The organism is Pseudooceanicola aestuariicola, assembly GCF_045763785.1.
Taxonomy (GTDB): domain Bacteria; phylum Pseudomonadota; class Alphaproteobacteria; order Rhodobacterales; family Rhodobacteraceae; genus Pseudooceanicola.
Genome location: NZ_JBJGSF010000002.1, coordinates 300,582 through 322,612, shown reverse-complemented (window position 1 = coordinate 322,612; position 22,031 = coordinate 300,582). Strand labels below are relative to the sequence as shown.

At 59.8% G+C, this 22,031-nt stretch carries 19 protein-coding genes; 7 read left to right on the top strand and 12 right to left on the bottom strand.

Features of this window, described 5'->3' with window-relative positions; genetic code table 11:
• Positions 1 to 4: 4 nt before the first annotated feature.
• The 8 genes from ACI3GR_RS09440 to ACI3GR_RS09405 form a co-directional block, all read right to left on the bottom strand.
• Positions 5 to 1,003, bottom strand: a complete 999-nt coding sequence (locus ACI3GR_RS09440) for a PDDEXK family nuclease (protein WP_407493986.1) — start codon at positions 1,001 to 1,003, stop codon at positions 5 to 7.
• Between the two features lie 155 nt (positions 1,004 to 1,158).
• A complete protein-coding gene (locus ACI3GR_RS09435; RefSeq protein ID WP_407493984.1) occupies positions 1,159 to 4,599 on the bottom strand; it encodes a class I SAM-dependent DNA methyltransferase in 3,441 nt (1,146 codons plus the stop codon).
• Between the two features lie 616 nt (positions 4,600 to 5,215).
• Positions 5,216 to 5,548 carry a hypothetical protein gene (locus ACI3GR_RS09430; RefSeq protein WP_407493983.1) on the bottom strand — a complete coding sequence of 111 codons (333 nt, stop codon included), beginning with the start codon at positions 5,546 to 5,548 and terminating at the stop codon, positions 5,216 to 5,218.
• Positions 5,549 to 5,669: 121 nt separating this feature from the next.
• Complete coding sequence (glnT, locus tag ACI3GR_RS09425; protein ID WP_407493982.1) at positions 5,670 to 6,965, bottom strand: type III glutamate--ammonia ligase; 1,296 nt, start codon at positions 6,963 to 6,965, stop codon at positions 5,670 to 5,672.
• Between the two features lie 84 nt (positions 6,966 to 7,049).
• The gene (locus ACI3GR_RS09420; protein ID WP_407493980.1) at positions 7,050 to 8,375 is read right to left on the bottom strand and encodes an FMN-binding glutamate synthase family protein; all 1,326 of its coding nucleotides are present in this window, start codon (positions 8,373 to 8,375) and stop codon (positions 7,050 to 7,052) included.
• Positions 8,375 to 9,052: a GltB/FmdC/FwdC-like GXGXG domain-containing protein gene (locus ACI3GR_RS09415; protein ID WP_407493979.1), complete on the bottom strand. Its 678-nt coding sequence runs from the start codon at positions 9,050 to 9,052 to the stop codon at positions 8,375 to 8,377. Before ACI3GR_RS09415 ends, ACI3GR_RS09420 begins: the two co-directional genes overlap by 1 nt.
• Complete coding sequence (locus tag ACI3GR_RS09410) at positions 9,052 to 9,939, bottom strand: class II glutamine amidotransferase (protein WP_407493977.1); 888 nt, start codon at positions 9,937 to 9,939, stop codon at positions 9,052 to 9,054. The genes ACI3GR_RS09415 and ACI3GR_RS09410 overlap by 1 nt, the downstream gene beginning before the upstream one ends.
• Before the next feature lie 101 nt (positions 9,940 to 10,040).
• On the bottom strand, positions 10,041 to 10,679 hold the full coding sequence (locus ACI3GR_RS09405) for a helix-turn-helix domain-containing protein (RefSeq protein ID WP_407493975.1): 639 nt from the start codon (positions 10,677 to 10,679) through the stop codon (positions 10,041 to 10,043).
• A gap of 103 nt (positions 10,680 to 10,782) precedes the next feature.
• On the opposite strand from ACI3GR_RS09405, the gene ACI3GR_RS09400 reads away from it, so the two are divergent.
• Positions 10,783 to 11,574, top strand: coding sequence for an N-acyl homoserine lactonase family protein (locus ACI3GR_RS09400; protein ID WP_407493974.1), 792 nt, complete (start codon positions 10,783 to 10,785; stop codon positions 11,572 to 11,574).
• A gap of 48 nt (positions 11,575 to 11,622) precedes the next feature.
• On the opposite strand, the gene katG is transcribed toward ACI3GR_RS09400, so the two are convergent.
• On the bottom strand, positions 11,623 to 13,815 hold the full coding sequence (katG, locus tag ACI3GR_RS09395) for a catalase/peroxidase HPI (protein ID WP_407493973.1): 2,193 nt from the start codon (positions 13,813 to 13,815) through the stop codon (positions 11,623 to 11,625).
• 213 nt (positions 13,816 to 14,028) lie between these two features.
• Between katG and ACI3GR_RS09390 the strand changes: the two genes are divergently transcribed.
• The 6 genes from ACI3GR_RS09390 to ACI3GR_RS09365 all read left to right on the top strand — a co-directional run bounded on the left by ACI3GR_RS09390 (position 14,029) and on the right by ACI3GR_RS09365 (position 17,852).
• Positions 14,029 to 14,643: a ribonuclease D gene (locus ACI3GR_RS09390; protein ID WP_407493971.1), complete on the top strand. Its 615-nt coding sequence runs from the start codon at positions 14,029 to 14,031 to the stop codon at positions 14,641 to 14,643.
• Positions 14,644 to 14,676: 33 nt separating this feature from the next.
• A complete protein-coding gene (gene lptC / locus ACI3GR_RS09385) occupies positions 14,677 to 15,285 on the top strand; it encodes an LPS export ABC transporter periplasmic protein LptC (RefSeq protein WP_407493969.1) in 609 nt (202 codons plus the stop codon).
• A gap of 10 nt (positions 15,286 to 15,295) precedes the next feature.
• Complete coding sequence (locus ACI3GR_RS09380) at positions 15,296 to 15,775, top strand: LptA/OstA family protein (protein WP_407493968.1); 480 nt, start codon at positions 15,296 to 15,298, stop codon at positions 15,773 to 15,775.
• A gap of 1 nt (position 15,776) precedes the next feature.
• Positions 15,777 to 16,535 carry an LPS export ABC transporter ATP-binding protein gene (gene lptB / locus ACI3GR_RS09375; RefSeq protein WP_407493967.1) on the top strand — a complete coding sequence of 253 codons (759 nt, stop codon included), beginning with the start codon at positions 15,777 to 15,779 and terminating at the stop codon, positions 16,533 to 16,535.
• 249 nt (positions 16,536 to 16,784) lie between these two features.
• Positions 16,785 to 17,354: a ribosome hibernation-promoting factor, HPF/YfiA family gene (hpf, locus tag ACI3GR_RS09370; protein ID WP_407493966.1), complete on the top strand. Its 570-nt coding sequence runs from the start codon at positions 16,785 to 16,787 to the stop codon at positions 17,352 to 17,354.
• Positions 17,355 to 17,387: 33 nt separating this feature from the next.
• Positions 17,388 to 17,852 (top strand): PTS sugar transporter subunit IIA, encoded by a 465-nt coding sequence (locus ACI3GR_RS09365; protein WP_407493964.1) that lies wholly within the window; start codon positions 17,388 to 17,390, stop codon positions 17,850 to 17,852.
• Here ACI3GR_RS09365 and ACI3GR_RS09360 read toward each other — a convergent pair.
• Genes ACI3GR_RS09360 through ACI3GR_RS09350 form a run of 3 tightly spaced genes read right to left on the bottom strand, consistent with a single transcriptional unit; the run spans position 17,849 to position 22,029 of the window.
• On the bottom strand, positions 17,849 to 19,285 hold the full coding sequence (locus tag ACI3GR_RS09360) for a sulfotransferase family 2 domain-containing protein (RefSeq protein WP_407493963.1): 1,437 nt from the start codon (positions 19,283 to 19,285) through the stop codon (positions 17,849 to 17,851). The genes ACI3GR_RS09365 and ACI3GR_RS09360 overlap by 4 nt on opposite strands.
• Positions 19,286 to 20,989, bottom strand: coding sequence for a DUF5927 domain-containing protein (locus ACI3GR_RS09355; RefSeq protein WP_407493962.1), 1,704 nt, complete (start codon positions 20,987 to 20,989; stop codon positions 19,286 to 19,288).
• Positions 20,986 to 22,029, bottom strand: coding sequence for a glycosyltransferase family 2 protein (locus ACI3GR_RS09350; protein WP_407493961.1), 1,044 nt, complete (start codon positions 22,027 to 22,029; stop codon positions 20,986 to 20,988). Before ACI3GR_RS09350 ends, ACI3GR_RS09355 begins: the two co-directional genes overlap by 4 nt.
• Between the last annotated feature and the right edge of the window lie 2 nt (positions 22,030 to 22,031).

Here is a 22,031-nt window from a genome sequence, read left to right as displayed (position 1 = left end):
GCGACTATTCGTTAACTAGTTCTGTTTCATTTAGAAAATCTGGTGCGGTTCTGGGTTGAAGGTAGAACACATACTTGATGATTTTCTCGTCGAACGCGACGGAAAGTGCCGACCTTAGGTCTTCAATCGTGCTCAGCTTCTCTTTTCTAGCCACCCTTCGCCATGAAATTTTCTGCCCACTTGGACGCACCCAATCGAGAAGCCGAACCAAAGTTCTATGACCAAACTCTGTAACTTCGGTAGGTGCTGTGTATCGAAGCCAAATGTGGTCTTCATCGTGATCTTGGCGTTCTTCTAAATCCCATACGGTTAATAGCGACTGCGTTTCAGACGAAAGCTCGTCGACTACTTCTCCATCACGGTTGGTAAATTCGACTTTGTCGATATGCATCTTCCAATGCTCTGATGTGTGACTATCCAGTTTTTCGGCGGAGAGAAGCTCATCTTTTTTTGCGCGCAGATGCACACCAGAGCCGGGGCCAATTTCATATGCTACATCCCCGGCCAATACCGTCAGCAGGTTTTCCGCCATAGCGTCATGGAATGAGATGTTGAAATTCTTCACAGCCAACTTGAGGTGGCGAGCCTCGAACAGTGTCCAGAATGAGTGATACTTCCAGGCGATCAGGAGCGGCATTCCCATGAGCGTCGAGTAGTTTTGAAGTCGTTCGAGATATTCAGGCTTGAAAGAAAGTGTATTTTCATTGCCCGTTTTAACCTCGATCAAGAGCGGTCTGTTGTTTTTCTGTGTATCGAAACGAGCCAAAAGGTCAGGGACTTGGAAACTCTCTTTTGACATTTTGGGCACCTGGTGTTGGTCCAATTTGTGAAGAAGCTCCACTCGACCCAACCAAGCGCAAATCACTGAGAACTCGTCCTCCGCGGGCAGGCCTATGTCCAGTCGCCTAACCCTTTCAGCCACACTGGCTGCGTTCGAATCCCACCCTAGTTCTTCAAGGGCTTCGTGTATCAGTCGGGGAAGGTCATCGGGTGATCCGCTCATCTCAGCACCCTTTCAGATATTGTCGAAGTGTTAATCCAAATAAATCCGAACAAAACGCTCTCGATGGCTTCGCCCAAACTAAAAGCTAAATTCGCCGGAAACTCTCCAAGTCTGCACAAGCCGAAGTGGGCCGCAAAACGTGGCTATTATGACTTCTACGCCGCGTACTTCCCGTCTTCGACCCGCTCGGCATCGCCCAGCGCGGCGAGGCTTTCCAATAGGGGCAGCACGGCCTTGGTCCGGGCGCGGTGGAAGCGGCGGGCGATTTCTTCGGGGGTGGCAACGCCCATGTCTTCCAAGACCTCCCGGACGGCGGTGATTTGTTCGGGCAGAGACTTGGGCCACGCGGCCTTGTCCACCGTGGCGACGATGCCCAACTCCATCTCGGCCGTCTTGCCTTTGGCGGCGGCTTTGCCTTCGGGGTTCTGATACTCGGGACGGAGCCAACGGATATGCCCCCGCGCCTCCTCTTCCGCCCGTTCCTTGTTCAGCGCGACGAGGCGGAACAGGATGTCTTCGTCCGACAGGTCAGCGGGCCAGCCGTAGGCTTCGGCCACGGCGGCGTCGATACGGTCGTGAATGTCGCGCAGGATGCCGACAAGGCCCTGGTCATAGATGTCACGGTCTTTGCCTTCGATGGTTTCCCCGGCCCGGAGTTTTTCCAGGACGTTATACATCTGGGTGAGGGTGAGTTTGGGGTGCGCGGCTTGTTGTGCTTTGCGGTGCGCATCGAGTTCTTCGCCCAAGTTGCAGAGGTGGGTGCGCTGATCCTCGGTGAGGTCTGGGAATGGGAACGGGTCGAAACAAAGGCTATTGTTGTATCGTGGATCATTTCCGACGCCCATCCAACCGCAAGTAGCCAATGAGAAAACTGTATGATGGCGAGAAGATAACACGGACAAAATAGCGTCATCGCTTGCGCCAACTACGACCACTTCGCTCTCGGGCAGAAAATCTGTGGGTTGTTTTTGAAAAATTCTGTGCTTGGCCGTTCGAGAAGTGACAATCATCTCACTTAAGCCGTTGGTAGCAGACCGATAGCTGCGACTCGGGTCTCCAAAAACCCACCAGTTCTCTCGTCGCCAATCCATGTCGTTTTCATCTCGAACAGGCTTCACCGTGTCCAAAATATGTTGGAAAGCAGAAGGGTATCGGGTCATGGCTTCTTTGGCAGATAGCCCCCAGAAATCGATAACCCATCGACGCCTATGTTTTTGCGTCAGGTCGTAGCCTCCCAGGAAGGGCCTGATAACCAACGTCTTCAATGCGTCGGTGTCTTTTGCGAGCTCGAATGCCTCTTCCTTGGTTCTAAGAAACCCTTTACCGATTAAGAATGCGCCCCTCGCGGACATCTTTTGGTTAGACTTGAGTGGGCCAGCTTCCAAAACATCCGCGCCAAGCCTAAGGTTGCTGAAAATTCGACCTGTCTCCACAGCATAGTCAACTCTTCTGCCGAGTGACTCAGAGTGGTCCTTAGTTTCTTCGACAACTGTCTCAAGCGAACCGCTTCGCCTTCCTTTGGCACCAACGGTCATCGAAATCCGAACCGCAGCTCCAAAAAGTGCGTCCACCCAAGGGTGATCAGGTATGGCGTACAAAATTGACAGCGTATCCTTAGGATCTCGCAGGTAGGGTTCAACGATAGCGCGGTTTCTTAGCTGTCGGAGACTATTGGTTGAGATGAAGCCAAATCTGCGAGCTCCGGTTCTCGATTTTGAGTTCCATTTTTTCGCACACTCAGCTGCCTTGGCCCACCAGTACATAACAAAATCAACGCTGTCAGGGATGTTTGGGTATGCTTTTCGCAGCGCGTCAACATAGCCGATGCCCAGGTCACTCTTTTGTTTACTTCCCCCAATAAACGGCGGGTTGCCGACAATGAAATCCGCCTGCGGCCACTGGGTCGGCTTGGGCTTGGCATAATCAAAGACCTGCACCCGGAACTCTGGGTCTGGCACTTCCTCTCCGGTCACCGGATGCCGCATCGTGGTAACCCCGTCCCAGCGGGTCACGGGGTTGCCATCGGCATCAATACGCGGCGTCCGCTCTGACCATTCCAACACCGCGTCGCCTTGGCGGATGTTTTTGAAATCCCGCAACACAGGTTCTGACGGGGCCGCCGTGCCGTAGGTGCGGAAATGCCATTGCAGAAAACCAATCCACAGCACCAGTTCGGCCACGTTGGCGGCCCAGGGGTTCAACTCAATTCCTAGGAACTGATGCGGGTCCACGGTAATAAGCGGGCGGGAGTCGTCCAGGTCGGACATCAGCGCCGTCACCTCACCCTCTAGCCGCTTCATCATCTCTAGCGCGACGTAAAGGAAGTTGCCCGACCCGCAGGCCGGGTCCAGCACAGTCGTGGCGCATAGCTTGCCGTGAAACTCCCGGACAAGCGCCCTGGCATCGTCAAGCTTCCCGTCCTCTGTCAGGCGCTGCACGCCCGCCTGGACGGCCTTCCAATCCTCTCGCAGGGGTTCGATGACTGTGGGGGTCACAAGGCGCTGCACATAGGCCCTGGGCGTGTAATGCGCCCCCAGCTTGTGCCGCTGGCGTTTGTCCAGGGCACGTTCCAGAAGCGTGCCAAAGATGGCCGGTTCGACCTGTTTCCAATCGGCCTCTGCCGCTTTGATAAGCAGACCCAGTTGAAGGGCGTTCAGGGGCAGCGCCTCCGCCTCTTTGAACAGCCCACCATTGAAGCGTTTTAGGTCGGTCGTGAGAACAGGAGAGAAGCCGCCGGTGTTCATGGTTTCCCACAGGCTTTTCAGCGTGGGGGCAGCGTGTTCGGGGTGGCCCCGCAATTCGATAAGCTTTTCGGTGAAGCTGCCGCGCGGGATCAGGTCCACGTCTTCGGCAAACATCGAAAATAGGCACCGCATGAGGAACTTTGCCACAGTTTCGCTGTCGTGCCCTTGGCCTTCAAAGCTTTTGCCAAGTTCCGCCAGCTGCGCGGCGATGTCTCGGGTCACCTCGGCCGATTTTAGCGAGGGGTCCAGGCTGTAGGGGTCGTTCCAAATGGTGCGAAGAAGGTCGCGGACTTCTTCCTTGCGGAGGTCGTCCATCGTGATGCGATAGCGGTTGCCGTCCTGGAACTGGTTGTACCCCTGCCCTTGCCGCGAAAAGTCGGCATAGAGTTCGATGACATAGCCCACGTCCACGATAAGCAGGAAAGGTGGCCAGCCGTCCTCTTTCGACACCGCGCGTGCGTAGTTGTCCGCCTGGTTCCGCGCCTTGAGCATCGTGTCATCGAATGAGGATGTCCCGCGCTTGCCGTGCCCGGTCTGTTTGGGCGCACTGTCGTCGGTCAGCAGCGACAGTTGGTCTTTGTGTTCGCGTGCAGGCTTGTGACTGCCTTGCTTGGCCTCCAACACGAAGCAGCCGCGCCGATACAGGTCGATGCGCCCCCGGCGCTCACGGCCCGTATGTGTGAAGGTCACGGGACGCTCAAAACGGTAGTCGTTGTTCTGACCTTCCGCGTCAGCGACCTTGACGGGTTCTACCCCAAGGATTTGCACCAATTCACCAGCGAAACTCTGAAAGTTCGCCATTTCATTCCCGCCGGACGCTTTCCAGCGTTCAATGAATGCGTCCAATTCCATCGTGTCTTCAACTTTCAGCAACCAACTCGGGAACGATAGAGTTCACTTTGAACGCCGACAACCGCCTAGCGACGGGTCTTGAGGTGGGCTGACGTCGAAGGCGCGGCCAAGGGTCGATTTTCAGAAATGCAGCGCAACATGTGCAGGGTCCAGGCCGGAGTGAGGACCAAACGGCCCCAAGATGCGACGGGGCGGGGGGTAGGAGGGCCGTTAAGGGGCATAAGGCGGACATCCCCACCCGAGCACCGCCGAAGCCGCCTAGCGGCGTCCTATGCGACTTGATGGTTTGCCTGTCCCACTCCAGGTATCGAATGGCACTCTTTATTCCGCCAAAACACCCAATGTCGGAACGCGTTCCAGCTTCATTTTGAAAACCGAGCAAAGAGCGGAGCGTCAGCCGGTGGGAACGATGCCCCAATGCGAAGTATGGAAAAAAACTTAGTGGGGGAATTTTGGGGGAAACCGACAATCCGAAAAAACAAAAATTAATATTTTCAGATTCTTGCAATAACCAGAAGGTGCCTCTTCTGGGCACCAACTGTGGATCAAAAGCCCCGGTGGTTTCGACCATCGGGGCTTTTTGTTTTTATCTCGAATGTGCGGCTAACAACTGCGCCTAGTGGCCAGAGCCGCCACCGTCGTGGTTGTTGGTCTGATCCGCTGCGGCGGCCGCCTCTCGGTTCAACTGGCGATCTTGAAACAGGGGATCCCCCAGTACGTTGACCACCGTTGCCTCGCAGGTGCCTTCGCACTTGTGCCATTCGCCTTGGATCTGAACGTAAGGACCCGTCTTTTCCTCTTTGAAGCCGTCGTACTGCATGCCGACGGGATAGGTCTTATTCTCGACCGTGACGACGCGCCCATCGGCTTCGATCGTCGTGCAGGCAGCCAGTGACAGGCCGACGGCCCCAAGGATCAGGGATCTGGCGGAATTGGTGATGAGAGGCATATCGGGCCCTCCGTCTTTGGTGGTAGATGCCCGCAACTTCTTTGGTCGGCGAAGAGTCCGCGATGACCTAAATCAAAGGTTTCCTGAATATCCGCAATGACTTAAATGCATAGCAAAAATACTATATGTCTAGCGCGTTTGCCTTTTCCCAAGCCGAGAAATGCGCCATGTAGCTGTCCCATTCCTTCGACTTCAGCGCGACATAGGCGGTGGAAAACGCGTCCCCTAGCATCGCCTTGAAGGCCTTGTCCTTGTCGAAGGCGCGGATGGCATCCAGCAGGTTCAGCGGCAGGCGCACGGCCCCGCGGACCTTGTGCCCTTCGGCGTACATGTCGATATCCAGCCGTTTGCCCGGATCGGCCTTGGCCGCGATCCCCGACAGGCCCGCGGCGATGATCGACGCCTGCAGCAGGTAGGGGTTCGCGGCACCATCGGGCAGGCGCAGTTCGAACCGGCCCGGGCCCGGCACGCGGACCATGTGGGTGCGGTTGTTGCCCGTCCATGTGACCGTGTTGGGTGCCCATGTCGCGCCCGAAGACGTCGCGGGCGCGTTGATGCGCTTGTAGCTGTTCACCACGGGGTTGGTCAGCGCGGTCATGGCCTGCGCGTGTTTCATGATGCCGCCAAGGAAATTCATGCCTTGCGGCGACAGGTCCGCATCGGCGTCGGCAAAGACGTTCACCTTGCCCGCCTTGTCCCAGACCGAGACGTGGCAGTGACAGCCGTTCCCCGTCAGGTTCGCCAGCGGTTTCGGCATAAAGGTCGCGCGGAAGCCGTGGTTTTCGGCGACGGATTTGACCATGAACTTGAAGAAGGAATGGCGGTCGGCGGTCACCAGAGCGTCGGCGAAATCCCAGTTCATCTCGAACTGGCCATTCGCGTCTTCGTGATCGTTTTGATACGGCCCCCAGCCAAGCGCCAGCATGTAATCACAGATCTCCGCGATCACGTCATAGCGGCGCATGACCGCCTGCTGGTCGTAACAGGGCTTTTCGGCGGTATCGAAGGGGTCAGAGATTGCCTCGCCCTCAGGCGTGAGCAGGAAAAATTCAGCCTCCACCCCGGTTTTGACGTGCAGGCCCTGATCGGCAGCCTTGGCGACCAGCGATTTGAGCACGTTGCGCGGGGCCTGCGCGACCTCCTCGCCCTCCATCACGCAATCGGCGGCGACCCAGGCGACCTCTGGCTTCCATGGCAATTGGATGACGCTGTCGGGGTCTGGCACGGCCAGCATGTCCGGGTGCGCCGGGGTCATGTCGAGCCATGTGGCAAAGCCCGCAAACCCGGCCCCGTCTTCCTGCATGTCGGCGATGGCCTGCGCGGGCACCAGCTTGGCCCGTTGGCCGCCGAAGAGGTCGGTGAAAGAGATCATGAAGTATTTCACGCCGTTCTGTTTGGCGAATTTGGCTAGGTCCATGATCGTCTCTCCTGTCTGATGTGGTGCGGGCGGATGCGTTGGGTTGGGATATTTATTTGACCAAAGAAGCCCTGATTTAGTGTCTTAAAACCCCGGTTTTCCGGGATACCAATCGGTGCCCGCAAGGGGGACCTGCGCCATGGCGGCGGCCTCCATCGTGAGGGCGCAGAGGTCTTCGGGTTCAAGGTTATGGACGTGGGATTTGCCGCAGGCGCGGGCGAGCGTCTGGCATTCCAGCGTCATCACGTTGAGGTAGTTGTGCAGGCGGCGACCTGCGGCGACAGGGTCGAGACGTTGGGCGAGGTCCGGGTCCTGCGTGGTGATGCCCGCCGGATCGCGGCCTTCGTGCCAGTCGTCATAGGCGCCGTGGGTGGTGCCAAGCGCCTGATAGTCGTCTTCCCAGCGGGGGTCGTTGTCGCCCAACGCGATCAGCGCGGCGGTTCCGATGCTGACGGCGTCCGCGCCAAGGGCCAGCGCCTTGGCCACGTCCGCGCCGTTGCGGATACCACCGGAAACGACCAGTTGAACCTCTCTGTGCATGCCGAGATCCTGCAGCGCTTTGACGGCGGGGCGGATACAGGCGAGCGTCGGCTGGCCGACGTGTTCGATGAACACATCCTGAGTCGCCGCCGTGCCGCCCTGCATGCCGTCCAGCACAATCACATCCGCCCCGGCTTTGACCGCGAGCGCCGTGTCGTAATAGGGCCGCGCGCCGCCGACTTTGATGTAAATGGGTTTTTCCCAGCCGGTGATTTCACGCAGCTCTAGGATCTTGATTTCCAGATCGTCCGGGCCCGTCCAATCCGGGTGACGACAGGCCGATCGCTGGTCGATCCCCTGTGGCAGGTCGCGCATCCCCGCGACCCGTTCGGTGATTTTCTGACCCAAGAGCATGCCGCCGCCACCGGGTTTCGCGCCTTGGCCCACGACAATCTCAATCGCGTCGGCGCGGCGCAGGTCATCGGGATTCATGCCGTAGCGGGACGGCAGGTATTGATAGACGAGCTGTTCGGAATGCCCACGCTCTTCGGGCGTCATGCCGCCGTCGCCTGTGGTGGTCGAGGTCCCGGCAAGGGTGGCACCGCGACCCAACGCCTCTTTGGCCTGAGCGGAGAGGGAGCCAAAGGACATGCCCGCGATGGTAATGGGGATCTTCAGCTCGATCGGTTTCTTGGCAAAACGGGTACCGAGGGTGACGGCGGTTTCACACTTCTCGCGGTACCCCTCTAACGGATAGCGGCTGACCGACGCGCCGAGAAACAGCAGGTCGTCGAAATGCGGCACGCGGCGTTTCGCGCCACCGCCACGGATGTCGTAGATGCCCGTCGCCGCGGCCCTACGGATTTCCGAGTTCACCTCGCGCGAGAAGGTCCAGGATTGGCGCGGCTCTGTTCTGGGTGTCTTATCCATCAATAGGCATCCGCATGATCAATGTTAAAGTTATAAAGCTTGCGGGCCGAGCCATAGCGCCGGAACTGGTCAGGCGTCGCATTCGCGCCCGTCCGGGTCAGGATGTCGGCAAGAAAGCTTAGATGTTCATCACGCATCTCTTTCTCGATGCAGTCGGTGCCCAGCGATTTGACGGATCCGCGCACGAACAGCCGCGCCTCGTAAATCGAATCGCCCAGCGCATCGCCCGCGTCGCCCAGCACCACGAGGTTGCCCTTTTGCGCCATAAAGGCGGACATGTGGCCGATGTTGCCATGCACCACGATGTCGATCCCCTTCATCGAGATGCCGCAGCGGGATGAGGCGTTGCCCTTGATGTTCAGCAATCCGCCGCGACCGGTCGCGCCCGCGTACTGGCTGGCGTCGCCATCCACGGTGATCTCACCCGACATCATGTTTTCGCCGACGCCCGGACCCACCGATCCGGTGACATGCACGCTGGCCTGTTGGTTCATGCCCGCGCAGTAGTAGCCCGTCGATCCGTTGACCGTGACGCTGATCGGGGCGTTCAAACCAACGGCCACCGCATGAGAGCCACGCGGGTTGTCGATCTGCCATTCGTCCTGCCCTTTGGCGGCCTGCAGCGTGGCGTTCACCTGCCGCAGTTCAACCTGCGACATGTCCAGTATTTCAGTCATCAGCGTTCCCAGAAATAGACAGTGGCGGGTTCGGGTTCCCAGATGCGGGCGGTGTCGATACCGGGAAGGTCGGCGAAGGCGCGGTATTCGCTGCCGAAGGCGACGTAATCGTCGGTTTCCGCCATCACCGCCGGTTTGCAGGCGATGGGGTCACGCACCACGCCGAACCCGTCGCGGGTGCCGGTGACGAAGGTGAAGAACCCGTCGAGGTCTTGCAGCGTGCCCTCCAGCGCGTCGCCCAGCGATGCGCCGTCGGCGATGCGGGATGAGATATAGGCCGCGCCGACCTCGGTATCGTTTTCGGTCTTGGTCATCACACCCTTGCGGGCCAGTTTGCGGCGCATCTGGTTGTGGTTCGACAGCGACCCGTTGTGCACAAGGCACTGGTCGTCAGCGGTCGAAAACGGATGCGCGCCCAGCGTCGTCACGGCGCTTTCGGTAGCCATGCGGGTGTGGCCGATGCCATGGGTGCCGGACATTTCGCGCAGACCAAAGCGGGCGGCGACGTCACGCGGCAGGCCGGTTTCCTTGTAGATTTCCATCGCCTCGCCCACGCCCATGATGCGCAGGCCCTTGGCCTCCAGATGCGCGATCAGGGCGGCGCGGGCGTCAGCCGGGCAGGTCAGGATGGCGTGGGTGTCGACGATGCGGACGCCGATTTCAGAGCCGGTCGCTTCGCTCAGATCAGTCTCTAATCCGGCGAAATCCACGTCTGGCGTGTCGGACTGGATGGTGATCTTCACGCCCTCACCACCCGTGCCATAGATGGCGATCCCGGCGCTGTCGGGGCCGCGGTCGGTCATGGTGATCAGCATATCCGTCAGCATCGCGCCGAGCTGCGTCTGCAAGCTGTCGTTCTTTAGAAATAGGCCAACGATCCCGCACATGGGCGCCTCCTGTCGATTGCCCGATATGCGTAGCAAGAAAATAAGTTTCTTGAAAGGAAACCAAAGCGCCTTGAGGCGCGGCGCGGCAGGCCGCCCAAAAATCAGGCAGATTGCGGGTAGGTGATGATCGAGAGGTAACGGATCGGGAGGGTGTTCAACTCCTCTGGCCCATGTGGCGCGTCAGAGTCGAACAGAAGCGAGTCACCGGGTTCCAGCAGATAGGTCTGATCCGCGTGGCGGTAGAGCATCGTGCCGTCGAGCACATAGAGCATCTCGATCCCCTCATGCTGGAAGGTGGGGAAGCGGTCACTTTCGCTGTCGAGGGTGATCAAATAGGGCTCTACCACTACACCAGAGGCATTCGACCCAATGTGGCCCAGCAGGTTGTACTGATGACCGGCGCGGGTTCCAGCGCGGTCGATCTCTACCCCCTCGCCCGCTTTGACATGCATGCAGCCGCGCGGTTCCTCATAGGCCTGGAACAGCTGCACCACCGGCACCTTCAGCGCATTGGCCAGCACCGTCAGCGTGTTGAGCGAAGGCGAGATCACGCCGTTTTCGATCTTGGACAGCATCCCCACCGATAGCCCCGTCTGCGCCGCCAGTTCGGCCCCGGTCATCCGCTGGCGGTGGCGCAGCGACCGGACCTCGCGCCCGATGGCGGCCTCCAGTGTCTTGTCGCGGGGTTCACGCAGGGCGTGGGGGTCTTGGGACAGGGGGATGGGCTTGGGGTCTGACATGGATGCTCCGGCTACGGGGCGATTGTCCGTGCCGCACCGCGCGTGGTCAATGGCTTGTCGCGGCGCGAACCCCGGCGCTAGGGTGTCGGACAGGGAGAGAGCCATGGCCAACACATACGAGATCTACGCGATCCGCCACGCGGTGAACGAGGGCCGGACCCGGTCGCAGAACTTCATACACGACCCCGACCCGATGGCGCCGCTGACCATGGATTTCTACTGCTGGGCGCTGAAAGGCCCGGATGGCTGGATCATCGTCGACACCGGCATGGACCCGGTCAAAGGCGCGGCGCATCAGGTGGTGATGAACCCTGTAGACGGCTGGCGTGCCTTGGGGATCGAGCCTGAGGCGGTGACAACCGTGATCCTGACCCACGCGCATTACGATCACATGGGGTTTGTCGATGCGCTGCCTTTTGCCACCTTCCTGATGCAGGCCGAGGAGATGGCCTATGTCACCGGACCGCTGATGGAACATGCGGTGTTCCGCTACGCCTATCACGCGGATGAAATCGCCGGGCTGGTGACGCTGCTGCACGAGGGACGACTGCACCTGCATGGGCGGGAACATGAGGTCGCGGACGGGCTGACCCTGCATTGGGTCGGAGGCCACACAGCCGGGCAAGAGGTGCTGCGGGTGCGGACGGAACGGGGGTGGTGCGTGCTGGCGTCCGACGCGCTGCACTACTACGAAGAGCTTGAGAAGGGCATTCCCTTTGCCGTGGTTCACAGCCTGCCCGACATGATCAATGCGCATCAGACGATCCGCGATCTGGCGGACAGTGACGACCATATCCTGCCCGCGCATGATCCGTTGATCCGGGCGCTTTATCCCAGTGTTAGTGACACATTGGAGGGCAAGATCCTGCGGCTGGACGTGGCCCCCACCAAATGAAAATGGCGCCGCAAGCGCGACGCCATTTCCTAGTGTATCCAGATGTGATCAGACCTCGAAACGGTCCGCGTCCATCACCTTGGTCCAAGCGGCGACAAAGTCTTTGACGAACTTGGTGCCGTTGTCGGACTGGGCGTAAACCTCGGCCAGTGCCCGCAGTTGCGAGTTCGAGCCGAACGCCAGATCGACGCGGCTGCCCGTCCACTTCAGATCGCCCGAGGTACGGTCACGGCCTTCAAAGACCTTTTCGTCATCCGTGGGCGTCCAGACGGTTTCCATGTCCAGCACGTTGGTGAAGAAATCCGGGGTCAGCTGACCCGGACGGTCCGTCAGGATGCCGTGCTTGGCACCGTCGTAGTTGGCGTCCAGCGCACGCATGCCGCCGACCAGAACGGTCATCTCCGGCGCGGTCAGGCCCAGCAGGTTGGCACGGTCGACCAGCATCTTTTCCGCTGGAATGGTGTATTCTGGGCGAACATAGTTGCGGAAGCCATCGGCCAGCGGTTCCAGCGGGGCAAAGCTGTCGGCGTCGGTCATTTCGTCCGTCGCGTCAGTCCGGCCCGGCGTGAAGGGTACAGTGACGTCGTGACCCGCAGCCTTGGCGGCCGCTTCGACGGCGGCACAGCCACCCAGAACGATCAGGTCCGCGATGGACACCTTCTTGTCGCCCTTCTGGTCGAACTTGCCCTTGATCGCTTCGATCGCCTGCAGGGTCGTGGCCAGCTTGGTGGGTTCGTTGACTTCCCAATCCTTCTGAGGGGCCAGACGGATGCGGGCGCCATTGGCACCGCCGCGACGGTCAGAGCCGCGGAAAGACCCGGCTGACGACCATGCGGTATAAACCAGATCGCGCTGCGGCACGGCGGACAGAAGTTCGGCCTTCAGATCGGCGATGTCGGCGTCGTCCACCAGCGGGTGATCGACTTCCGGAACCGGATCCATCCAGATCAGGGTTTCTTCGGGGACTTCCTTGCCCAGGTAACGGACCTTCGGACCCATGTCGCGGTGGGTCAGCTTGAACCACGCGCGGGCAAAGGCGTCGGCGAACTGATCCGGGTTCTCGTAGAACCGGCGCGAGATCTTCTCGTACTCCGGGTCCATGCGCAGGGCGAGGTCGGTGGTCAGCATGTTGGGCGTGCGCTTTTTGCCCGCGACATGCGGATCGTCCACGGTGCCTTCGGCCTCGGCATTCTTGGGCGTCCACTGGTGGGCACCTGCGGGCGACTTGGTCAGTTCCCATTCGTATTCGAACAGGTGCTTAAAGTAGTCGTGGCCCCACTGCGTTGGCGTCGTGGTCCAGATGACTTCAAGGCCAGAAGTAAAGGCATGTTCCCCACCCTTGCCGTCGCCAGAGGTCCAGCCAAAGCCCATTTCGTGGATGTCCGCAGCTTCGGGTTCACGACCCACGGTGGCGGCGTCGCCGTTACCGTGCGTCTTACCAAAGGTGTGACCCCCCGCGATCAGCGCGACGGTTTCTTCGTCGTTCATCGCCATGCGGCCGAACGTGTCACGGATGTCGAAGGCTGCGGCCAGCGGATCGGGATTGCCGTCCGGACCTTCGGGGTTCACGTAGATCAGGCCCATCTGCACGGCAGCTAGCGGATTTTCCATCGCGCGGCCTTCGGAATAGCGGGTGTTCGGGTTGTCCGACGGCGCCAGCCATTCTTCTTCGGTGCCCCAGTAGACGTCTTCGCCCGGTTCCCACGTGTCTTCGCGACCGCCACCGAAGCCAAAGGTTTTAAAGCCCATGGATTCCAGCGCAACGTTACCCGCAAGGATCATCAGGTCGGCCCAGGACAGGGCATTGCCGTACTTGGCCTTGACCGGCCACAACAGGCGGCGCGCTTTATCCAAGTTGGCGTTATCCGGCCAGGAGTTCAGCGGCGCAAAACGCTGACCACCGGTGGAGGAACCACCGCGGCCGTCGCCGATCCGGTAGGTGCCCGCGCTGTGCCACGCCATACGGATCATGAAGGGACCATAGTGACCCCAGTCCGCCGGCCACCAGTCCTTGCTGTCTTTCAGAACGGTGTCGATATCGGCCTTGACCGCGTCGAGGTCCAGCGCCTTGAACGCTTCGCCATAGTCGAAGTCCGGGTCCATCGGGTTCGACACTTTGGTGTGCTGAGCAAGGATGCGCAGGTTCAGCTGGTTCGGCCACCAATCTTTGTTCTGGCGTCCGTCAAAGCTGGTGTGAATGACCGGGCATCCGCCCGTGAGGGGTGCGTCGTTTCCGTCCATATTGGCTCTCCCTTGGATGGTTGGCTGGCTGAGAGACTCAGCCGTCGCGCGGAGAGTAACAGCGCAGATGCATCAGAATAACCCGCAATATGGTGATTATTGCGATAGGATTTGCTTATGAATTTGTGCAGCAAGCCATCAGTCACCACGCCGGCATTTGCAAGTGCGCCCAACTGCGGCTAGATCAAGCCAGACACCGCGAGGGAGAGCCGCGTGACCAACCATCTGTACAAAAACGATCTTCCAGACGGGCTGGACCTTGGCCCCATCGTTGCGATCGACTGTGAAACTATGGGTCTGAACCCACACCGTGACCGTCTGTGCGTGGTGCAGATGTCCGGCGGCGACGGCAATTCGCATATTGTGCAGATCGAAAAAGGTCAGACCGAGGCGCCGAACCTCTGCGCCATGCTGACCAATCCGGACGTGCTGAAGCTGTTTCATTTTGGCCGTTTTGACATCGCCGCACTGTTCAACACCTTTGGCGCGCTGACGGCCCCCGTCTACTGCACCAAGATCGCCAGCCGTCTGGTGCGCACCTATACCGACCGTCACGGGCTGAAGAACCTGACACAGGAATTGATCGGCGTGGACCTGTCGAAACAGCAACAATCAAGCGACTGGGGCGCCGCAGAACTGACAAACGCGCAGCTGGAGTATGCCGCGTCAGACGTTTTGTACCTGCACCGCCTGCGGGACGAGCTGAACAAACGTCTGGCCCGCGAAGGCCGCATGGACGTGGCGCAGGCCTGCTTTGACTTCTTGCCCATGCGCGCGCAGCTGGACCTGATGGGCTGGCCCGACACCGATATCTTTGCTCATTCATGATCCGCTTTTGCCACCTCTTGGGGGCCGCGTGACATGGCCCGCGCCGACGACGGATACACCCGCCTTGTCGGCTGGCTAAAGATTCTGCTGCCGCTGGCCGCGCTTGGGCTGCTGTCCACGGTCTTTCTATTCTCTGAATCCAACGAAGCGACGCTAGAGATCCCCTATTCCGCGATCGAGCTGGATCAGGACGGTCTAGTGGAACGGATCGTCGAACCCAGCTTTGCAGGCGCAACCGATGACGGCGATCTGGTGTCGTTCGTCGCCGCCTCTGCCCGGCCCGAGGGCGAAGGTCTGGGCCGCATCGCCGCATCCGAATTCCGCGGCAAACTGGACCTGCGCGCAGGCAGCACCATCACCTTCGACGCCGACACCGCCATCGTCGATCAACCAGACGGTACCGCACGGTTGCAGGGCAACGTGGTGATCGTCTCGTCACAGGGATACCGCGCCGAAACCAGCGCGCTGACCGCCGATCTGCGTGAAACCATGCTGGAAAGCGATGATACGATCACCGGCCAGACACCCTTTGGTGACTTTACCGCAGGGCGCATGGTGATTACCGGGGATGCGCAGGGTGACCACCTGCAACTTGTGTTCACCGATGGCGTAAATCTGGTATACCAGCCGAAATCCGACTAAAGGGCTTTTTATGATGAACCTCAGACTGATCGCTGCCCTTTGGATAGCCCTGATGCCTGTCGCGGGTTTTTCCCAGCAGACGGCCTTTGGGTCCGCCACCGTCGATCCCGACACCCCCGTCGAAGTCGAAAGCGATGAGTTGCGGGTAAATCAGGACGACGGCACCGCAGAATTCATCGGCAACGTCGTGATCGTTCAGGGCCCCATGCGGCTGGCCGCGCCCCGCGTTCTGGTCATCTACGACGAAGAAGGCGAAGAGGTCCGCGAGATGGAAGCCACAGGCGGCGTCACCATGGTCAGCGGCGAAGACGCGGCCGAGGCGCAGTCGGCATTCTACAACATCGAAAACGGCAAGGTCCGCCTGACGGGCGACGTGCTGCTGGTGCAGGGAGAGTCGACCCTTGCGTCGCAGGACATGACCATCGACCTGACCACCGGCAGCGCGCAGGCCAGCGGCCGGGTGAAAACCCTTCTGAACGCGAAAGACTGACGTGACCAAACCGGACCTGACCCTGCACGACGGCGATCACGGGCTGCGCATCGAACACCTGCGCAAGTCCTACAAGCGGCGCGTCGTCATCCGCGACGTCACGATGAGCGTTGACCGGGGCGAGGTCGCCGCCCTGCTGGGGCCGAACGGGTCCGGCAAGACCACCACCTTTTACGCCGTCGCCGGTCTGGTCGTCCCCGAAGGCGGGCGCGTGACCATCGACGGGCGTGATGCGACCAACATGCCGATGTATCGCCGCGCCAAACTGGGCATCGGCTACCTGCCGCAAGAGATGTCGATTTTCCGCGGTCTGAACGTCGAAGAGAACATCAGCGCCATCCTCGACATCACCCATTCCGACCGCCACAAGCGCCGCGAACGGCTGGAAGAACTGCTGTCGGAATTTTCCATCGAACACCTGCGCCGCGCGCCCGCGCTGGCCCTGTCGGGCGGCGAACGTCGCCGGGTGGAAATCGCCCGCTGTCTGGCCGCCGATCCGAAATATCTGCTGCTGGACGAACCCTTTGCGGGCGTCGACCCAATCTCGGTTTCGGACATCCGGCACCTTGTGGCCGACCTGAAGAAACGCGGCATCGGCGTGCTGATCACTGACCATAACGTACGGGAAACGTTGGAAATTGTGGACCGCGCCTACATTCTGCACGACGGCAAGGTTCTGATGTCCGGCACGCCCGCCGAGGTGGTGGAAAACGAAAACGTGCGCCGCGTTTATCTGGGCGACAGCTTCCGCATCTCGTAACCCTGGCTCAAGCGAAGTTCATGCCTTGAACACCATTGTTGCGTGTTTCCATTGACAGGTCGGGTCCGGCTCCCTTCATATAAAGGTATGACAGTCGTCCTTCGGCTTAGATTTCAATCTGGCAAGCACTTGCACAATTTGCGCAAGGTCAAGGAAACTCGACTGTCTTTCACCAACATTCGACCGTGACGAACCCCGGGCCCCCGGGGGGTCCTTGCACGTGCTCGAAGACAAAGAAAAGGAGACGAAATGCGTTACGAGATCACAGGTAAGCATATCGACATCGGTGAGGCCCTTCAGTCCCACGTGAAAACCGAATTGGGAAGCATGCTGGAAAAATACGGCCAGCGGCCAACCGACTCGACCGTCATCTTTTCCAAATCCGGTCACGAGCATGTCTGCGAAGCGACCGTCCACCTGTCGTCCGGTCTGAACGCAGCGGCCAAGGGCCATGCCACTGAAATCTATGCAGCTTTTGAAGAAGCCTGCGAGAAAATGGACAAGCAGCTGCGCCGCTACAAACGCCGGCTCAAAGACCACCACAAGGCCCGCCCCGAACCGGTTGAACTTTTTGGTGCTGCCTCGTATATCCTCGCCGCTGAGCAGGAAGACGAGGAATCGGAAGCCGAGACGCTCCAACCTATCATCGTCGCCGAGATGGAGACAAAGATACCTTCTTTGTCCGTTGGTGAAGCGGTGATGCAGATGGAGCTGGCAGGTGCACCCGTTCTTGTTTTCCGAAACGAGGGTAAGGAAGGGGTCAATGTCGTGTACCGTCGCGAAGACGGCAACATCGGCTGGATCGACCCCCGAAATTGAGGCGACGGGTTACCGTCGCGAGCGTTGGTACACATGAATCTTGCCGAGATCCTCAAACCCGAGGCGATCAAAGTTGTCGCCTCGGCAACGTCGAAGAAACGGCTACTGCATGATCTGGGCGATCTCGCTCAGGCTGCTTACGGGTACGAGTCGGGCGCCCTTGTCACCGCCCTGATGGAGCGTGAAAACCTTGGCCCCACCGGTGTGGGCCATGGTGTCGCCCTGCCCCATGCCCGCATGGAGCAGGTCACCGATATGTCGGCTGCTTTCATCCTGCTGGAACGCCCCGTCGATTTCGACGCGGTCGACCGTCAGCCAGTGGACGTGGTCATGGCGCTGTTCGCCCCCGAAGAGGCAGGCGTTGAACACCTCAAAGCACTGGCACTGGTGTCGCGCACCCTGCGCAACGAAGCGCTGTGCAAAAAGCTGCGCGCCAACCGCGATGCATCGACGTTGTACGCGCTGCTGACCTCGGATCAGGCGACCCAGGCCGCCTAAGGCTTATGGCGTCGCCAGGCGCCATATCCGAACATCAGATAATCCCGCTGATAGACCTCCTGCGCCTTTGACTCGATCTCGTCATCGTAGATCGCGTCCAGCGTAAAGGGTTCGTCTTGCGGGATCGCTCCGGGTTCCGGCGGTCCGGCGTGGCCGACCTGTTGGGCCAAGGCGGGCAGATAGACGCCCAGATCCTCTTCGCGCACGATCATGTCAGGCAGGGCAAAACCGCCCATGCCTTCGACCACTGCTGATTGCGTGGCCCACGTCTGATCGATGCGGATCGTCGTCTGGCCCGACAGGTTCGCCCTGAGGAAATCCAGAAACATGACAAACGCCGTCCGGTGCATGTCGAGCGTATAGTCACCCTCTTCATGCTTACCAAGGATCGGCAGACCGTGCCTGTTCTTCAGGATGCGCCGGATTTCGCCAAAGCTGCCTTTGCCCCGGTTCACGATGCGGTGGCAAAACACCGAATGCGCCCGCGCAAGGGGATGGCGCACGACCGCAAAGGTGCGGTGCCCGACGCGGCGGCGTTTCCACTGGCGCAGGCTTTTCTGCGTGAACTGCGTCTTCAGATCGTCGACGCCTACGTCGTCCAAGGCCGCCAGCCACGTCAGGATCGGATCATCAATCTCTCCGCGTACTGGCAGGTACAAAAGGTTCGTTTTAGCCGCCGCGACATAGGACGGCACGTTCGGCCCGCGCCGCGGTTCGAAATTCGGCGTGCGCGTCAGGTTGAACTGGTCCAGCCGGGCCAGCGCCTTTTCCATGTCGTTAAAATTCTCGACCTTCTCGGACAGGGGCGCGGGGTTCTGCGGCTTTAGCTTTCCGTCCAGTTCATCCAGCTGATCGGTCTGACCCAACCAGCGGGCAAGGCCGTTCATCACCTCAACGTCCTTGAGGTCTTCGTAGGCCACGTAAAACGGCGTCTGGCCCGTGGTCTGCATCGCGTTCAGCAGGAACACCTGAAACGCCTGCAGATCGGCGATATGCTTGCGGAATTCTTCGGCATCAAAGACGGCCTTGGCGTCCTTGCGCTTGCGCACGTCTGTCAGTTTCCACTGCCCGGTTTCCTGCGCGATCTTCCAGCTGACATAGCTGTCGACCGGGTTGCGGGTCAGAATGATCTTGGCGCAGCGCGGGTCTGGCAGAACCTCGTCCAGAATGCGGTGATCGTGGTCGTGGAAGAACCGGAACCCGGACAACGCATCAGGCGTGTCACGAACCGCGTTGATCAGCACCATCGGATCGGCATCCCGCGTGGGCAGGTCGATGCCAAGGCAATCGTCCTTGTTGGGATAACCGACAAAATGCGGATTAAACGCCTCACCCAGACAGGACAGTCCGGGAAACGCATTCAAGTTGGCCTCTAGCAGGTTGGACCCGGTCCGCATCTCGGCAAAGACCACGAAATACTCAAAATCCGCCATCTACTTGGTCACCACATAGGGTTTGCGTTTAGCCCCGCGCGACGCAGCCTGCGGCGCGGGGTCGGCGGGGAAATCGCCCATCAGATAGGGGTGCATCCCCTGGTTCTTCAGCGTCTGCAGAAATTCCCCAAAGCCCGTCAGATCGACCATACGAGGCAGTTCGGACAGCCGCCGCATATTGCTGGCGGCCAGACCGTCGACGATGGCCTGCAGCGGTTCAACCGGAGATTCCACGAAATCGGCCATGGTCCAGATATCCACGCGCGCCTTGGTCGCTGGATCGCGCAGCAGATCGATGAAGGTGCTTTCGATCCGTTGCAGGCGCGCGGCCTCGGCCCGTTTTGTGGCGAAATCCGCGTTGGTTCTGAACAGCCGGATCGCCCAGGCCCCCGAAATGACCGAGATATTGGCATTGGCGTCCTTGACCAGCACCTCGGTGATGTCCTGCACGTCCATGGGCCCGAACTGAAAACACTGCTTTTCACCACGCGCGTTCCAGATCAGGTTCGTCAAAAAGGCCTGAGGGCGATAATCCCTGATGGCCGCGCTGGCAGGCAGCGCCCCGTTCACCACCTTTTGGCGGCCGGAAAACACCGCGCCGTCAGGGGCGTAGATATGGCCGTGCACCTTGGCCCCGGTCATCCGGTGCAGCCACGGTTCAAAATCATCGAACAGCTCGGCAAAGCCTTGGAACACCGAATAGGGCGCGCCGGTCAGCCCGTTATCCCATTTCGCATTGGGAAAGCGGCTGTGCATGTAAAGCCCGGGCCGCCCCCGCGTGCGGCGGTCGGTGGCGCGGGAAAAGATCCGGTCGATCTTGGCCGGGTTCGGCTCGGCCCGCTTCATGGCGTGTTCGGCGTCGGTCAAGAACGCCTTGTACAGCCGATCCGCGTGGTGCCAGATCTTGCGTGCCACAAAGCAATCAGACCGCCGCAAAAGCTGCAGGTGATCGTCGTAGAAGATATGCGGTTTGCCCTGAAAATCGAACTTGGACAGGGTCAGGGATCGGCTTTGGATATCCTGCGAATATAGCCGGGATAGGGTCTGAAAATAGCTCTCGTCCGGGATCCAGACACGTTTGAAGAATTGGTCGTAATCCGGGCGATCCGGGCTTTCCAGAATGTCCTTCAGCGTTTTGCGCGTCAGGCACCACCATTGCGATCCCATGTGCGGCACGATCCCGTGCGGCATCTTGCGTTTCATGCCTAGCCGACGTTGCAGCCGGACATAGCCGTCGAACAGCCGTCGCTGCCGTTTCCATGCGAAAGGAAAACGCAGGGTGAACCGTTCCGCATCCAGACCGCCCACCGTCCAGGGCACATCCGCGGTCGTCGCGCTTTCGATGAAATCTGTGGTGGGGCGATCCTCAAGGTACTGGATCAGTTCCGACACCGGACGCAGCGGCAGGCACGAGCCCGAGGCAAGGTAGACATGCCGCACATCTGGAAATTCCCGCAACATTTGTTCCGAGGCCGAGATCGTCGCCGCCACGATCCCCCACGTCCCCCATTCACAGCGATGCCGTTTCGAAAACTGGATCAAAGGCTGATCCTTCACTGAGGCGACGAACCGGTTGTACGCCTTAGGAGAGACGTTGGTATCGGCATGGATCACCACCGGACAGCCCGCCGCCGCCCAGTGCCGCGCCACCTGTTCCGCGCGGTTCAGCGCGGTATGGATCAGCATGACGACGCCCAGACTCATGCCCAGTTCCCCTTGGACAAAAGACCCAGGATCTCGAGCTGGCGCCAGTTGATGTACTTCTCGCTCCACTTGCACCAAAGCTCTGGATCGTTGTCCAACATATCGGCGTAGGACCGATATTCGACAGACGCGTTATAGTGCTGTTTCCGCTCCAGCTCTTCCTGCGCCTTGGCGTCGAAGGTGTTCAGGAACTTGGTGTGCAAAAGCAGCCCGCTGGCTTTCTCTCCGCCCCATTCGTCGTAGACAAGATTCAGCCCGCGCGGCAGCAGCATATGGGTCGAGGACACGTAGGCGTTTTTACGTTCCCATTTGACCAGCGGTATCTTGTTCAGCGCCGGGGCCAGTTCGGGTTTGTCCGCAAAGAACACACGCTGACGCACGCCGCCTTGGATCCACAGGTTGCCATAGCGTTTGTTCTTTTGGATCGCGTAATTGCCGCTGTCGAACCAATGGGCGATCTCGATCGGGTCCTGCCCTTCCTGATAGGTCTGCTGACTGATCCGCCCCTTGGGATACATGTCCAAAAGCATGGCCGAGAACGACTTGATCGACGAGGCATCCAGCCAATCGGTCAGGGCCTGCAGGGGCCGCGTGTCGCAGAAGGGAAAGATGAAGAATTCGTCTGGATCGACCGTCAGACACCAATGGCCGGTGCCGTATTTGAACAGCAGCCAGTTGATCCAATCCATGCCGTACCGCGCACGTTTATAGCCCGCCTTGGTGGTCCAGACCGAACAATCCTCTTGTTCGGCCAGATACTCTCGGCTCCCATCGGTGCTGTCGTTGTCGACGAACAGAAAGTGTTTCACCCCAAGGTCGCGGTAGTATTTCAGGAAATACGGCAGCCGGACCTTTTCGTTGCGCAGGGTGCAGAACACTAGAATATCGGGTTTCTTGATCTGGCGGGTACGGCGGACAACAACCTTCAGCTCGCGCCGTTTGCGCACGGCACGGATCAGCCAGCGGCGACGCTGGAGCCTTAGGCGATATTGCGAAACGATGCTCAACGCTCGCCCTTCTTGACCGCGGTGCGGACCCATTA